Source organism: Glaciecola punicea, from assembly GCF_001756615.1.
Lineage (GTDB): Bacteria > Pseudomonadota > Gammaproteobacteria > Enterobacterales > Alteromonadaceae > Glaciecola > Glaciecola punicea.
The window spans coordinates 61248-76084 of the sequence record NZ_LZXY01000009.1 but is presented as its reverse complement, the minus strand read 5'-3'; the positions used below and the strand labels follow the sequence as shown (position 1 = coordinate 76084).

Here is a 14837-nt window from a genome sequence, read left to right as displayed (position 1 = left end):
TATAGAGCTGATATTGCGCACCCATTTTAAGAAAAAATTCTCTAATATTTTTCACCCAAGCAATCAATGATGGCTTGATTGCATTTTTCTAAATTGGCCACAAACATTATTTTATCTGGCCAATTCACAATGGCTATTCCTTCGAAGCACTGAGGGCTTGAAAGTGTGAGTAAATTGCTACTGTGCTACCTCTACAGCGACCGAATTGGGCTCAAGTTGCGCTAGCTGGCGCAAAATAACCCGTTCAGAAACAGCGAAATATCCATTTTCTTCCACTAAAGCCTGGCCTTCTTGTGACATTATAAAACGCAAAAATGTGCGTGGGAGCGTAGTAAGAGCCTGATTAGGTGGCTTATTTACAATTATATAAAGATAGCGCGTAAATGGATAGTCACCTGCACGTAGATTATGCGGGGTTGGCCTAAAGTATTGCCCGCTTTCATTTGCAATAGAGAGCATTTTTACATTGTCGTTTTTATAACCAAGCGCAGCATAACCAAGCCCTCCAACGCTAGACGCTATGGATTGCACTACCGAAGATGAGCTAGGCATTTCGTTTACAGTTTGTAAGAAGTCACCGTTGCACAAGGCTTTTTGCTTAAATAAATCATAGGTGCCCGAGGCTGAATTTCGCCCGTATAGCTGAATTTTTCGGCTAGCGCCGTATTTGTTAATGCCTAAGTCTCTCCAATCGACTATTGCGTGTTTTGCGCCGCATAAGCGGGTAGCTGAAAACATCGCGTCTACTTGGGCCAAACTTAAGCGCTCTAAGGGATTATTTTTTTCTGTGTAAAGCGCAATAGCATCTATCGCCACAATAAGGGTGGTAGGCGCATAACCATGTTTATTAATAAAAGCAGCCACTTCTTGCGTGCTTAAAACCCGCGACATGGGGCCAATATCAGCGGTACCTTGAGTAAGTGCTTGGCTAGCCGTGGCGGAGCCTGTGGCCTGAATTTGGAAATTAATATGTGGGTACAGTTCTTGAAATCGCTGCGCCCATATAGCCATGAGACCGGCTAGTGTATCGGAGCCCACCGAACTTAGAGTGCCGTAAACGCCAGGAGTAGATCGATAATCATTCGTATCGACTATCGGCCTCACTTGCAGCTCTAACAGACTATCTGTAGGAATAACTTCGTTTGCCAGCGTTGGACTATTTACCAAAAACGCGCATAAAATTAAACCAACGAAAAAAAGGTCATTATATTTTCCACTCAGCTTGTGGTTTCGCCGCGCGCTTCGATTCATGGCTACAAGTCTTCCCAATCATCGCCGATGAGCTCATTAGGCAATAAAAACGAAAACTTACTGCCTTTTCCCACCGTGCTGCTTATTTCCAAGCGAGCATTGTGGTGGTTAAGTACGTGTTTCACAATTGACAGCCCTAAGCCCGATCCGCCTGTTGTGCGAGAACGGCCTTTATCTACTCGGTAAAAGCGCTCGGTCAACCTGCGTAGGTGCTTGTCTTCTATGCCATCGCCGTTGTCGATGACGGCAAAATAAGCGCCGCCGGCTTTACGTTTGAATTTTACTTCAATACTGCCCCCCCTAGGGGTGTAGTGAATAGCATTAAAAAGTAAGTTGGAACATGCGCTGCGCAGCTCTGGTTCAACTCCATATACGCGTAAATCATTGTCTATCGTGAATTTTATGCTATGTTTTTTGATTTTATTAAGGGCGTTTGCTTCTATTTCTACCTGCCTTAACATGGCCTGCATATCAACCACGTTCTCAAAAATACGGTCACTTGAGGACTCAATACGCGATAAAATAAGCAGGTCTTCAATGAGCACCTGCATACGTTTTGTTTGCGAACCCATTTCTGACAGCGCCTTTCCCACAATGGGGGGGGAGTCGGTAGTCGTAGATTCTAGCACCTCCAAATAGCCATTTATAACGGTTAACGGGGTTTTTAGCTCATGCGACACATTCGCCACAAAGTCTTTGCGCATTTCTTCTAAATGAGACACCCTTGAGACGTCGCGTGCAATCAGCAGTAACTGGTCTTGTCCGTACTCCATCATTCTGTATTCGAACATTTTGTTTGGGTTAGTGGGAGCAGGGACTTCAATGGGGTATTGATAGTCGCCTTTATGCAAAAAATCGACAAAGCTGGGATGGCGTATAAGATTGTCTACTCGACGGCCTTTATCTTCAGGCCAGTGTAAGCCTAGCTCAATGCGGGCGTTACGATTACACCACATAATACGCGCGTCTTTATCAATTACCACTAAGGCATCAGGCAAGGCTTCGGAACCTTCACGAAAACGCTTTACCAGATCGCCTAAACTCTTACGTTTAGCCCTATTACGGCGCTGCAGATAGTATATGCCTTCATAGATATGATGCCATATACCAGAGGCATTTGGCGGCGACATTGTTTTGCTATGCCATAGCCATTTGGTGAGTTTATATAAGTGCAGATAATTTATGATAAGCACTACAACCAGCGCTGAAATGAGCATGAGCATTACGTGGTCAAACAAAAATCCCACTAGCAAAATAGCGCTTAGGTACAGCGTGAATCGCAGCAGCGTACGCGACCAAAACTGAGGATAGTACATTAACTCAACTCTTAACCGAAAAACGGTAGCCCGAACCACGAACCGTTTGTATTAGGGTGTCGTGTCCATTAGCAGATATCGCTTTACGTAAACGCCGTATGTGTACGTCGACCGTGCGGTCTTCTACGTAAACATTAGTGCCCCACACGTTGTCAAGCAACTGCTCGCGACTGTAAACTCGTTCGGGGTGAGTCATAAAAAAGTGCAAAAGTTTATACTCGGTAGGCCCTACTTCAACCGCCTCATCAAAACTAGTCACCCTGTGTGACACTGGCTCAAGCACAAGGCCATTAAATTCTATAGGCTCTTCTTTAGTAGTGGGCGTAACTCGGCGCATCACCGCTTTTATGCGGGCAACTAGCTCTTTAGGCGAGAATGGTTTGGTGACGTAGTCGTCGGCGCCCGCTTCAAGCCCTCGAATCTTATCGTCTTCTTCGCCGCGGGCGGTTAGCATAATAATGGGAATATCTTTGGCGACGTCATGTTGTTTTAACTGCTTTGCAAACTTTATACCACTGCCACCCGGCAGCATCCAGTCTAACAAAATCAGTTCAGGGTATGGTTCTTTAATTTTGGCAAGACCCACGTCGTAATCTTGCGCTTCAACCACCGTAAATCCAGCCTGTTCTAATACGAAAGTAAGCATATCGCGAATTGGCGCCTCGTCTTCAACTACTAAAATGGTGCGGGACATCTTTTTCTTCACTCGCGTCATAAATTTAAGCCATAGTATTAGAGTGATGTGTGACAGTTTTATGAAACAAGTCACAAAAGATGTCAAGTAATGAATGATATTCACAGTGTACAACGTGTTGCAAAGCGACAACAGCAAGAAATTTTGATCAAGTCTTTGACCCATCGTCATGGTGTTGCTACTCTCTTGCTCCATTTTTGTAAATCAAAGGGCTAAGTGAAAAGAGTATGTGGTTTAAAAATTTAAAAGTATATCGTTTTACCAGTAAGTTCGCCTTCGATGAAGAACAACTCCAAGCGATGCTTGAGAGCATGCCGTTTCGCCCCTGCTCTTCACAAGACATAGAAAGTAAAGGCTGGATTAGCCCCATTCCCAAAGCTGAAAACTTATATCACAAAGCCAATCAAGACTTTTTATTCAGTCTAAAGCGCGAGCAAAAGCTGTTGCCTGCCAGCGTGATTAATAGTGAACTAATACAAAAAGTCGGTGAAGTAGAAACTGAAACCGGCTCGCCTATGCCTAAAAAAGCGCAAAAAGATTTGAAAGAAGAAATTACGCAGCGTCTTTTACCGCGTGCTTTTAGTAAATTTGGCGTAACTAACGCGTTTGTTTCCATCGATCAACAAATTGTGGTGGTAGACGCCAGTTCTGACAATAACGCTGAAGCAGTTTTGTCTTGCTTACGCAAGTGTATTGGCAGTTTGCCCGTAGTGCCTTTTTCTAAAACTCAGCAGCAAGAAGTATTAACCGACTGGTTGATAAAAGACGTCCCCGCTGGCTTTGAAATACTCAATGAAGCAGAGTTTCAGTCAACGGCGGAAGACGGCGGAACTATTCGCTGTAAAAATCAAGATCTCGACGCCCAAGAAGTGCTTAATCATGTGCAAGCGGGCAAAATGGTACACAAGCTGGCGATTTCTTTTCAAGAAAAGTTGACCTGCATTATTGCCGAAGACTTATCTATTAAGCGCTTGAAGTTTACTGACATAGTGCTTGAGCAAAACGAAGATATTGAAAAAGAAAACGTAGCATTGAAAATTGACGCAGACTTTATGTTGTTTAGCAGTGAAGTGAAGGCGTTTATTGCCGAGTTAGATACTGTCTTTTCGCTTAGCGAAGGGGACGCTATTTAGCCAAGCGGTTTGATATTAAGCAACGTTATTTGAGACAACCAACTTACCTTCATTCAACTTTCTTTGCGCTATACACGAAGCATCAGAAAGTTGAGAAAGGCTCGCCTAATCAAGCGAGCCTTTTTTCTGTTTTCTACGCCTCCGCTATTTCTCCCACACGATATACTTTTTTATATTTTTTCGTTAAATGTGCTGACAGCAAGCTACCCAACACAGCCGGCGCTATCCAGAAAATAATTTGATACTCGCCAATGCCAGATAAAAGATGTCGGCCGCCGAAAGCCGCAAATGCAGTATATGCGCCAATACCCGAGCCTATCATGCTGCCAATATGCTCAAGCAAGTAGCCGCCAGGCCTAATGTTGTTGCATAGCACGTAGCGCAGCATACTTATGCCCGCGCATGATCCTAAGATACCGAACAGCAAATGCAAGGTCTGCTCGCGCACAATGCCTATTGCTATAAATACAAGCCCGCCCAGTGCCAACATAGCCAAGGGACTTACATAGCTTACCTTGCGCAATAGACTGCGATTGTTAGCGGCTTTAAGTACCGCATCGCCATGGCGCGTGGTGGTATAGCTTAGCAAGGCTAAATACAGTAAAAACAACCAGAAATAACGCACGTTCTCTATTACTATCGCCGCATTGGGTGCATTGGCTAACTGCGGCTTTACAGCCAAGGGCATGGCAATAACCATGACCGCCATAACGGCGCCCGTGGCAGCAACGCAATACATTACATTGCGATAAGCGCGACCAAATTTCTTGTGTTTAAGCTGACCTTTTTTAGTCAACAGTGGCACCCAAAATAAGATTAAGGCGGCGGTGCCAACTACTATGTGTAAAAAGAAAAGCGTTGAATGAATGTGTAACATGCGTGTCTCTCGTGTAGTTAGATTTGATGTTACACAGCATAATGAATAGCGCATGACTAAATAAGTGTCGTTTGTCATATTATAAATCATGACTTTTGGCCTATACTGCACACAGGCGCTAAGGTGATAAGCTACAGAAAATTCGATGTGAAGAGTAACCTATGGAAATTTTAAAAATGTCTGCGGAAAGAATTTCAGCGACAGTGACTTGGCTGGTTGTTACCAGCTTTAGTCTTTGGATTATGTGGACATCGCAAAAGTTTAGCCTATTTCATATTACGTTTGCATTGGTGCTATGCATTATCTACTTTGCCATTTATATCCGCGTAGCGAGTGAGCACGAGCCCCAAAAGCCATTTTTTCAAAGAAGCACCTTAGCCATCACCCTCTATTTTTTAATAATAGGCATTTATTTCGTTATTCCCGTGTTCTTCATCGCTATTTTTATGGTAATTTTTAGCGCTGTAACGCGCTATTTTATGACCTTTCGACAAGCCATTTTGATATCGCCTATATTAGCCCTGCCCCTGTTTTTCGTATTCACATTTTATTGGGGACAAAGTACGGTAATCGTTAATACTCTGCTATTTTGGACATTCAACATATTTGCACTAGTAATGGTAGACACCGGGCTGCGAGAGCGCGAGGCTCGTCTGCAGGCCGAACTGACCACCAGAGAGCTCAAAGCCACTCAGTCTTTATTAAATGAAGCGGTAAAGCAAGGTGAACGCATGCGTATTGCGCGCAATATCCACGATTTATTAGGACACCACCTAACCGCGTTAACGATTAATCTGCAGGTAGCATCACGAAAATCCGAAGGCGACGTAAAAAATTCAATAGAGCAATGCCACCAACTAGCGCGGCTATTGCTTAGCGACGTGCGTGAAGCGGTAAGTGATATTCGCGATAAAGGTAAGCTTGATTTAGAGACCAGCATTCGCAGCATGCTGGAAAAACTACCCAAACTGTCGATGAATTTACATATTGATCAGAACATTCAAATTGACGATATTCAAATTGCAGACGCTATTATAAAAACGGTACAAGAAAGCATTACTAACACACTCAAACATGCGCATGGTGACAGCATTTCTATTAAACTCGCTTATTCTGAATTAACAAATGATTCAGTTAATCAATATAAACAGATTCAATTAGACATTAGCAACGACGGCAAAATGCCTAACAGTATTTATGAAGGCAACGGTTTACGCGGTATTAGAGAAAGGCTCGCAGCATTAAAAGGCAAAGTAGACTTTAAAGTACAAGCAGGTAAATTTTACACTCAATTACTCATTCCCATGAGTCAATATGATTAGGGTATTATTAGTAGACGACCAAACCCTCGTTCGCCATGGTATAAAAAGTCTGTTAGGACTTTCACCTTTCATAAACGTAGTGGGAGAGGCTGAAAATGGCGTCGCCGCCTTGGCATTTTTAGACCACAACAGCGCGCTGGTCGACGTAGTGCTTATGGATATAAGAATGCCAAAATTAAACGGTATTGAAGCGCTAATTGCCATGCGCGAAAAACAGATTAAGACTCCCGTCATTATGCTGACCACCTTTGATGATCACGAATCACTTATGCAGGCTATCAAATCGGGCGCCAAAGGCTACTTGCTTAAAGATGTGTCGCTTGAAACCTTAGTGCTGAGCATTGAAACCGTGCACAACGGTGACACCTTAATACAACCGGCTATCACTGAACGTCTTATTGCTGGTTTACAAGGCATAAAAGGTGAATTTGAATCTGCCAAGCTGCCTGAACCTTTGAGCAAAAGAGAAACCGAAATTTTGAGGCTAATGGCAGCGGGTTGCTCGAACAAAGAAATGGCCGATAGTTTATGTAAATCACAAGGCACCATAAAAAATCAGGTGTCGAGCATATTAAGCAAGCTTGGGGTTAGAGATCGCACGCGGGCGGTGCTAAAGGCAATTGAGTTAGGGGTGATTTAAACGTCACTTTAAGCAGAGTTTACGATTGTTTATGTAGGACCTAATAATCTCCCTACTGTTTAATAACATCATAACATTTGTAAAAGTAGAGTTGGCCGCATAAGCCGGGTTCTGTAGACTTCTTTCAAAGAATGACAATCATTCGTCTAGGCTATTAATCGCTTAATAGCTCAAGCAACCTACCCGTTCCCAACGCGGGCCGCGCCATAAGGGAACCTATTTGGTCTTGCTCCGAGTGGAGTTTACCTCGCCATATACTGTTGCCAGCAATGCGGTGCGCTCTTACCGCACCCTTTCACCCTTACCTGAGCCACTTACGCGGTGCAGGCGGTCTTCTCTCTGCTGCACTTGTCGTCGGCTCGCGCCGCCCAGACGTTATCTGGCACCCTGCCCTGTGGAGCCCGGACTTTCCTCCCCTAATAGTCAATAATTTTCATTACCGGCTACTCGCAGCGATTGTCTGGCCAACTCTGGGCGAGAGTATAAACTATGTGTCGAATAGGATATATATAAATTGCTACTTTTATAGAGCTTACTCGACACCTTGATGTCACACATTCGCGTTGTGATACACATTTTGCACGTCATCGCAGTCGTTCAGCATATCCATAAACTTTTCAAACATAGGCATGTCTTTTTCGCTAATATCTTTTGTATCTTGCGGAACCCACGAGATTTCCTCAACATCAAACTCAATATCTGGAAAACTTTCAAAGAGTGACGTCTTGGCTTTAAAAAATTCAGTATCAGGCACAAACACAGTCACTTTTCCGTCATCTACCTCTACGTCGGTCACATCTACATCGGCTTCCATGAGCGCTTCTAGAATGACCTCATCGTCGTCACCGTCAAATCCAAATATGGCGAGATGGTCGAACATAAACGCAGATGAATTTTGAGCGCCTAACTTACTGTCGGTTTTAGTGAAGCAGTTACGCACGTCGGTAATGGTGCGGTTTGCGTTGTCGGTTAAACAGTCTACTATTACCATACAACCACCTGGACCGAAACCTTCATAGCGCGCAGGCACAAAGTCTTCACCTGCTCCACCAACGGCTTTTTCAATTGCTTTATCAATGACATGGCCTGGAACTTGGTCTTTTTTAGCTCTTTCTATAAGCCTGCGAAGTGACAGATTTGCGTCTGGATCGGGGCCGCCACTTTTGGCGACAACATAAATTTCTTTCCCATATTTCGAATAAACTTTTGTTTTTGCCCCTTGGGTTTTCGCCATAGACAATTTTCTTACTTCAAATTTTCTTCCCATAAATAATTCTTCGCTGTTTTATGTTTTTATGATGTTTTTATGATGCTTTTAATAGCTTTGATAGAAAAGCTATCACGATAATATTATATAATGTTAAAGGTAGTGTAGTTAATTTATGCGCAAATTACGGTTACTGACTATAATTGCAATTGAGTTTTCGATACGGTTTTTAGACTGTCAGCCTCAGCGCACATTAGCTTAACGCAGGCCTAAAACAAATGAGCCTGCGATAAATATTCGCGTGACTGCATCTCTTGCAAACGACTTAGGCAACGCTGAAATTCGAAGCTTAAACGGCCATTTTTATACAATTCTTGCATATCGACTTCAGCTGATATAATTAGCTTCACTTTGCGATCATAGAATTCATCTACCATAGCAATGAAGCGACGTGCGATGTCGTCGTTAGTCTCATCCATTTGCATCACATTGGCTAACAGCACTGTTTTATATTGTCGACTGATACTAATGTAATCAGTTTGGCTTCTGGGACCATCACATAGTGCCATAAATTCAAACATAATAACGCCCTCGGCCTTTTTCATCGCCGGTATTTTGCGCCCTTCAATGTCTATCGCTACGTTAACATCATACTTATCGGCGCTTAGCTGCTCGAAATAATCGTTGAGGTTTGCTTGTGCCTGTTTATCCAAGGGAAAATGATAAATTTCAGCCTGCTCTAACGTTCGCATACGATAATCATTGCCGCTATCTACATTAACCACTCTTGTATGTTGTTTAATTAAATCAATAGCGGGTAAAAAACGTGCACGCTGCAGGCCGTTTTTATACAAACCTGAAGGTTCAATATTAGAAGTTGCTACCAGTACTATCCCATGAGAAAAAAGTTCTTGAATCAAAGTACCTAAAATCATTGCGTCGGTAATATCGGATACAAAAAATTCGTCAAAACAAATTATACGTGTTTCATTCGCTAGCTTTTTAGCAATGATCTTAAGAGGATCTTGCTGCTTGTCTAAGCGTGTTAACTCTTGATGCACTCTTTGCATAAAGCGATGAAAATGTACCCGCATTTTATTGTCAAAAGGTAAGCATTCGTAGAAAGTGTCAACTAAATACGTTTTTCCACGCCCCACACCACCCCAGAAATAGATGCCTTGAATAGTCGGCTTTGTCATACTGCGGCCAAAGGTCGCTTTTAAGGTAACACGCCATTTCCGTTTCTTTTTAAGTTGAGTAAGCTCATCATATAGTCGCTGCAGTTCTTTAACTGCATTTTCTTGTGTTTCGTCATACTGAAAATTTATAAAAGATAAGTCGTCTTGGTACTTTTCCCAAGGGGTCATTCATGCGCCTTTTTGTTAGCATAATCCATTCTTCCCTAATTATACAAGGCTAGTGCTTATTTGAATAGCTGTGTGCAAAGCATTGACGAAGATTAAGTTTGAGCACACCCATAAATTTACGTAAATAAGCATAAATAGCGCTTGCAACTCGCGCCACTATAGTAAAAGATCTAACAAATATTTTTATTTTTGGAATTTTACATGGACCTTCTCGCATTATTTATTGGCATTGCTGTTGGCTTAGTTGTGGGTTTTACAGTTGCTTGGCTATGGGCTAATTCACTTTCTAAAGCTAAAAGTTCTGCTTCTCAGTCGACTGAATCTGAGTTGAAAACGATGCTTACTCAGCAGGCCAGAAATCACTTAGAAGCTAGTCGTGTTTCTATTCAAACGCTTGAGTCTGAACTTAATCGTTTACTGGCTAGCGTAAAGGAATATGAGCAATCGTTAACTATTAATAACGATGATTTTTCAAAAAGCACATTTTTCGGTGAACACACCGCTATGTTCTTACGTAATACAGAAGGTAAGCCAAATAAAATTACAGTGACTGAGTCAAGTAAAAATCAGCCTAGGGATTTTGCCAACAGTGGTTCAGGGGTATTTGTGGGGTCACCTGCAACGCAAACAGCTAAGAAGGGGGAGAAATCATCCAATTAGCTTGAGATGTGAACTAACGCCCCTAAATTAGGGTCTGTACTAGGTAGTAAAATCCAAGGTATTTAAATTTAGGAGCATATTCATACATGAAACAAGCTATCCGCCAAGCTGCTTTTGTACTTCTGACTGCAGCTTTTGTTGCTGCAACTTCCGCAACTGCTTTAGCAGGCATTCCATTTTTTTCTAAAGATGAACTACCTTCTTTGGCGCCCATGCTAGAAGGTACAACACCAGCCATAGTCAGTATAGCAGTTAAAGGCACCCAGCCAACCAGGCAGCAAGTTCCCGAAATGTTTAGGTACTTCTTTGGCGCACCTAATAATCAAGCACAAGAGCGACCTTTCCGAGGGTTAGGCTCGGGTGTAATTATTGATGCAAGCAAAGGCTACATTGTGACTAATAATCATGTGGTAGACAACGCGGATGAAATTTTAGTGAAACTCACCGATGGGCGTGAGCTAGTCGCGACTAAATTAGGCGCTGATGAGCAAAGCGATATCGCGCTGCTGCAAATAGACGCGGAGCGCTTAAACGAGCTTAAAGTTGCAGACTCAAACAACCTTCGCGTGGGTGATTTTGTCGTTGCTATAGGCAACCCTTTTGGTCTTAGCCAAACGGTAACCTCTGGCATTGTGAGTGCTTTAGGTCGCTCAGGCTTGAACATTGGTGGTTACGAAGACTTCATTCAAACCGATGCTGCAATTAACAGAGGTAACTCCGGCGGCGCTTTAGTTAATTTACGCGGCGAGTTAGTTGGCATAAACACCGCTATTTTTGGTCCAAACGGTGGTAACGTTGGCATAGGATTTGCCATTCCTAGCAATATGATGCAAAGCCTGGTTGATCAAATAATTGAGTTTGGAGAAGTAAGACGAGGCCTGCTGGGTATTGTTGGTCGCGATGTTGATGCAGGTTTAGCCGAAGCATTCAATTCTCAAGTAAATATTGGTGCGTTTGTTAACGAAGTAGCGCCTGGCACTGCCGCGGAAAAAGCAGGCTTACAAGCAGGTGACATCATCTCCGAAATTAATGGCAACAGCCTATCAGGCTTTAACGAACTACGGGCAAAAATAGCCAGCTTAGGTGCTGGTGCAGAAGTAGAGCTGACAGTCATTCGCGCTGGTAAAACGCAGAAAGTAGACGTGGTACTAGACGCCGCTGCCGCCGCTCTAGCTGAAGCTAAAGAGGTACACCCAGCACTAGAAGGTGCAACTTTAAGCAATGGTAAAGACAGCGACGGTAAAGACGCAGTCATTATAGATGAAGTAGCTGAGAGTTCGCCCGCAGCGGGAATAGGCTTACGTGAAGACGATATTATTGTAGGCGTCAACCGTAACCGGGTCGATAATATTAGCGAGCTGACAGAGCGGATCGCAGATAAAAAAGATGTAATAGCACTGAATGTTAAGCGCGGTAATAGTAATTTGTACATTGTGATACGCTAAGATACTACGTTTAGTCGACTTAAATTTGTGCGTGTAAAAGTCCATCAATACTGATAGGCCTTTTTTATTTCCACCTGAAAACACGCTACTTATTAAGCCTTTACAAGCAGTTTAGAAAACGGACAAGTGTAAAGACTATGCTTAAACACATGAATTTGCTATAATTTGGCCAGTTGAGCAGGTGATTGTCACCGTTTTTGGATTGTAAATGCTATGTCTTTGTTCCCTCGGTTTTTGCTAGCGTTACTAAAACCTATCATTCTTGGTGTGGTAGTCGCCGCTTTACTACTGTTTCTTTTTCCTGAGTTTCGGCAAGGGGAAGGTTTAAAATTAAACTGGTTAAATCAAGAGCGCAACGTCCCGCAACGTTTAAGCTATTACGACGCACTCGCCATCAGCGCCCCTGCCGTTGTTAACATATATAGCGTTAGTCTAGAGAATTCAAACCGATTATTTAGAAGCCGCCCGATAGAAAGAACAAATTTAGGCTCGGGCGTAATAATGCGTGAAGACGGCTACTTATTAACGTGTTATCACGTGATCAGAAACGCTGATAGTATTTATGTAAGCATTCAAGACGGACGTTTTTTACCCGCTCAGTTAGTCGGTTTTGACGAGATTACCGATTTAGCTGTATTGCGAATATTTGAACAAAATTTACCGGTAATACCCCAAGTAGAAGAGCCCAACTTACGTGTAGGCGATGTTGTTATGGCCATCGGCAACCCTCTAGATTTGGGCCAAACAGTCACCTCTGGCATTGTGAGTCGCTTAGGTCGCAATGGCCTTGCTAATTACTTTGACCGCATACAAACCGACGCTGTGCTTAACCCCGGTAATTCAGGCGGTGCGCTTATCGATTCAAATGGATTCTTAGTCGGCATTACCAATGCTAATTTCAAAACACTCGACAGTCGCCGCAGGGTACAGGATGTGAACGGTGTTAACTTTGCGCTGCCCTACCCATTAGCCAAGCGCGTAATGGACGAAATTATTGATAATGGTAGAGTACGCAGAGGACAGTTAGGTTTTAGTGGTAACGGATATGACAACCGTGGGATTTTGGTCGAAAGCGTAGCGCCTAATGGCCCAGCCGCAGAAGCGGGTTTACGGGTGAATGACTTGTTGTTGTCAGTGAATGGGGAAGACACAATTGATTTGTCAAAAACCTTAGACCTAATCGCAGGCACTCGCCCTGGGGCTCAGCTAGAACTTGTTGTGAGTCGCAATGACGAGCTTATTACCATGACCGTTACGGTGGGTGAGTTAAATCCCGACATGGTGTTCAACAGCTGAGAGCCTAAACGTCAAGACGGCTACTGCTAGTTTTACGCTTGAGCATTATAAGATCTTCACAATCGGTATGCTTATTTAACGCTCACACGCTCTATATGCGCGCCTAGTCCGCCTAATTTGGCTTCAATTGCCTCGTAGCCTCTATCAAGATGATAAATTCTATCAACAATAGTTTCACCCTCAGCTACTAAACCCGCAATAATTAAACTTGCTGACGCACGTAAATCAGTTGCCATTACTTGTGCGCCCTTAAGTTTAGAAGAGCCTTGAGTGACTGCATTATTACCTTCTAACTCAATTTGTGCGCCCATTCTGTGCAATTCAGGCACATGCATGAAGCGGTTTTCAAAAATTGTCTCAGTAATAACACCATTACCAACTGCGACTGCGTTTAAGGTTACAAATTGGGCTTGCATGTCAGTGGGAAAACCTGGGTGAGGCATCGTTTTAAGACTGACCGCTTTCGGCGCTTTACCTTTCATGTCTAGGCTTATCCAGTCAGGCCCAGTTTTAATTACCGCACCGGCTTGTTCTAGTTTGCTAAGCACGGCATCGAGTGTAGCAGGCGCTGCTTTTTCGCAGCGAATAGAACCTCTCGTTACCGCCGCTGCAACTAAGAAAGTACCTGTTTCGATGCGGTCAGGCAAAATATCGTATGTGCATCCGTTCAGCGTTTCGACACCGTCGATAATAACCTTATCCGTACCGGCGCCGCGCACTTTTCCACCCATGGCATTAATACAATTAGCCAAATCGACAATTTCGGGCTCTCGTGCTGCGTTTTCAAGTATCGTTTGGCCTTGGGCAAGAGATGCTGCCATCATTAAGTTTTCCGTGGCACCTACGCTTACCATATCCATAAAAATTCGCGCGCCTTGCAACCTGCCATTAACAGAAGCTCTTACATACCCCTCTTCAACGTCGACCTTAGCACCCATTTTTTCAAGACCGCTAAGATGAAGATTCACGGGACGAGCCCCAATAGCGCAGCCACCAGGCAGCGATACATTTGCTCTACCATACTTAGCAAGCAGTGGACCTAGTACCAGAATCGAAGCACGCATGGTGCGCACTAGCTCATAAGACGCGGTGACACTGTCAAGTTCACTGGCATCAATTTCAAGCGAGTTTGCACTTATTTGATTTACTTTAGCGCCAAAATCTCTGAGCAATAAAATAGTGGTCGTAATGTCGCGAAGGTTGGGCACATTAGTAAAGGTACAAGCACTGTTGGCAAGCAAACTAGATATAAGTACCGGGAGCGCTGCGTTTTTTGCCCCCGATATGGTGACAGTGCCATGTAAAGGAGGACTTTTTTTAATTATTAGTTTATCCACGGTGAAATCCTAATTAAATAACTTTTCGCGCTGCCACTGAGCGGTACCGAATGTTTTTATGGAGACTGCGTGAATGGTGCCCTGTGAAATAAGCTCGGATAAAGGGGCATATACAAACTGCTGCCTTTTAACACGACTCATGTCTTCAAACCGATCGTCAATCGCAATAATTTGAAAGTGAGTGCCTTCACTCTTCACCTTCACTTCTTGTAAGCTCAAAACGCTTGTTAGCATTTGCGCAATTTCTTCGTTAGTCATAATCTTCCTAAATTAATATTGTAAACGATAACAC

14 protein-coding genes and 1 other RNA gene are annotated in these 14837 nt (G+C 43.4%); 6 read left to right on the top strand and 9 right to left on the bottom strand.

Annotated features, from left to right (window positions below; genetic code table 11):
- Positions 1-177: 177 nt before the first annotated feature.
- The 3 genes from BAE46_RS11195 to phoB are packed head-to-tail and all read right to left on the bottom strand — an operon-like array spanning position 178 to position 3261.
- Positions 178-1251 (bottom strand): PstS family phosphate ABC transporter substrate-binding protein, encoded by a 1074-nt coding sequence (locus tag BAE46_RS11195; RefSeq protein WP_006002982.1) that lies wholly within the window; start codon positions 1249-1251, stop codon positions 178-180.
- Positions 1252-1253: 2 nt separating this feature from the next.
- Positions 1254-2567, bottom strand: coding sequence for a phosphate regulon sensor histidine kinase PhoR (gene phoR / locus BAE46_RS11190; protein ID WP_006002984.1), 1314 nt, complete (start codon positions 2565-2567; stop codon positions 1254-1256).
- A 4-nt stretch (positions 2568-2571) separates the two neighbouring features.
- A complete protein-coding gene (gene phoB / locus BAE46_RS11185) occupies positions 2572-3261 on the bottom strand; it encodes a phosphate regulon transcriptional regulator PhoB (protein ID WP_006002986.1) in 690 nt (229 codons plus the stop codon).
- 227 nt (positions 3262-3488) lie between these two features.
- Between phoB and rdgC the strand changes: the two genes are divergently transcribed.
- Positions 3489-4394 (top strand): recombination-associated protein RdgC, encoded by a 906-nt coding sequence (gene rdgC / locus BAE46_RS11180; RefSeq protein ID WP_070112839.1) that lies wholly within the window; start codon positions 3489-3491, stop codon positions 4392-4394.
- Positions 4395-4527: 133 nt separating this feature from the next.
- On the opposite strand, the gene BAE46_RS11175 is transcribed toward rdgC, so the two are convergent.
- Complete coding sequence (locus BAE46_RS11175; protein ID WP_141567192.1) at positions 4528-5271, bottom strand: hypothetical protein; 744 nt, start codon at positions 5269-5271, stop codon at positions 4528-4530.
- A gap of 161 nt (positions 5272-5432) precedes the next feature.
- Between BAE46_RS11175 and BAE46_RS11170 the strand changes: the two genes are divergently transcribed.
- A complete protein-coding gene (locus BAE46_RS11170) occupies positions 5433-6593 on the top strand; it encodes a sensor histidine kinase (protein ID WP_006002989.1) in 1161 nt (386 codons plus the stop codon).
- Complete coding sequence (locus tag BAE46_RS11165; protein ID WP_006002990.1) at positions 6586-7233, top strand: response regulator; 648 nt, start codon at positions 6586-6588, stop codon at positions 7231-7233. Before BAE46_RS11170 ends, BAE46_RS11165 begins: the two co-directional genes overlap by 8 nt.
- An 83-nt stretch (positions 7234-7316) precedes the next feature.
- Here BAE46_RS11165 and rnpB read toward each other — a convergent pair.
- The 3 genes from rnpB to zapE form a co-directional block, all read right to left on the bottom strand.
- Positions 7317-7705, bottom strand: an RNA gene (rnpB, locus tag BAE46_RS11160) — RNase P RNA component class A.
- A 78-nt stretch (positions 7706-7783) separates the two neighbouring features.
- Positions 7784-8500, bottom strand: a complete 717-nt coding sequence (locus BAE46_RS11155) for a YebC/PmpR family DNA-binding transcriptional regulator (protein WP_006002991.1) — start codon at positions 8498-8500, stop codon at positions 7784-7786.
- A gap of 209 nt (positions 8501-8709) precedes the next feature.
- Complete coding sequence (zapE, locus tag BAE46_RS11150; protein ID WP_006002992.1) at positions 8710-9807, bottom strand: cell division protein ZapE; 1098 nt, start codon at positions 9805-9807, stop codon at positions 8710-8712.
- 201 nt (positions 9808-10008) lie between these two features.
- Between zapE and BAE46_RS11145 the strand changes: the two genes are divergently transcribed.
- The 3 genes from BAE46_RS11145 (at position 10009) to BAE46_RS11135 (ending at position 13208) form a co-directional block, all read left to right on the top strand.
- On the top strand, positions 10009-10467 hold the full coding sequence (locus tag BAE46_RS11145; RefSeq protein WP_006002997.1) for a ZapG family protein: 459 nt from the start codon (positions 10009-10011) through the stop codon (positions 10465-10467).
- Positions 10468-10553: 86 nt separating this feature from the next.
- Positions 10554-11912, top strand: a complete 1359-nt coding sequence (locus BAE46_RS11140; RefSeq protein WP_006002999.1) for a DegQ family serine endoprotease — start codon at positions 10554-10556, stop codon at positions 11910-11912.
- A gap of 213 nt (positions 11913-12125) precedes the next feature.
- Positions 12126-13208: a trypsin-like peptidase domain-containing protein gene (locus BAE46_RS11135; RefSeq protein WP_070112837.1), complete on the top strand. Its 1083-nt coding sequence runs from the start codon at positions 12126-12128 to the stop codon at positions 13206-13208.
- 71 nt (positions 13209-13279) lie between these two features.
- On the opposite strand, the gene murA is transcribed toward BAE46_RS11135, so the two are convergent.
- Positions 13280-14545, bottom strand: coding sequence for a UDP-N-acetylglucosamine 1-carboxyvinyltransferase (gene murA / locus BAE46_RS11130; RefSeq protein WP_006003003.1), 1266 nt, complete (start codon positions 14543-14545; stop codon positions 13280-13282).
- Positions 14546-14554: 9 nt separating this feature from the next.
- Complete coding sequence (locus BAE46_RS11125; RefSeq protein ID WP_006003005.1) at positions 14555-14803, bottom strand: BolA family protein; 249 nt, start codon at positions 14801-14803, stop codon at positions 14555-14557.
- Between the last annotated feature and the right edge of the window lie 34 nt (positions 14804-14837).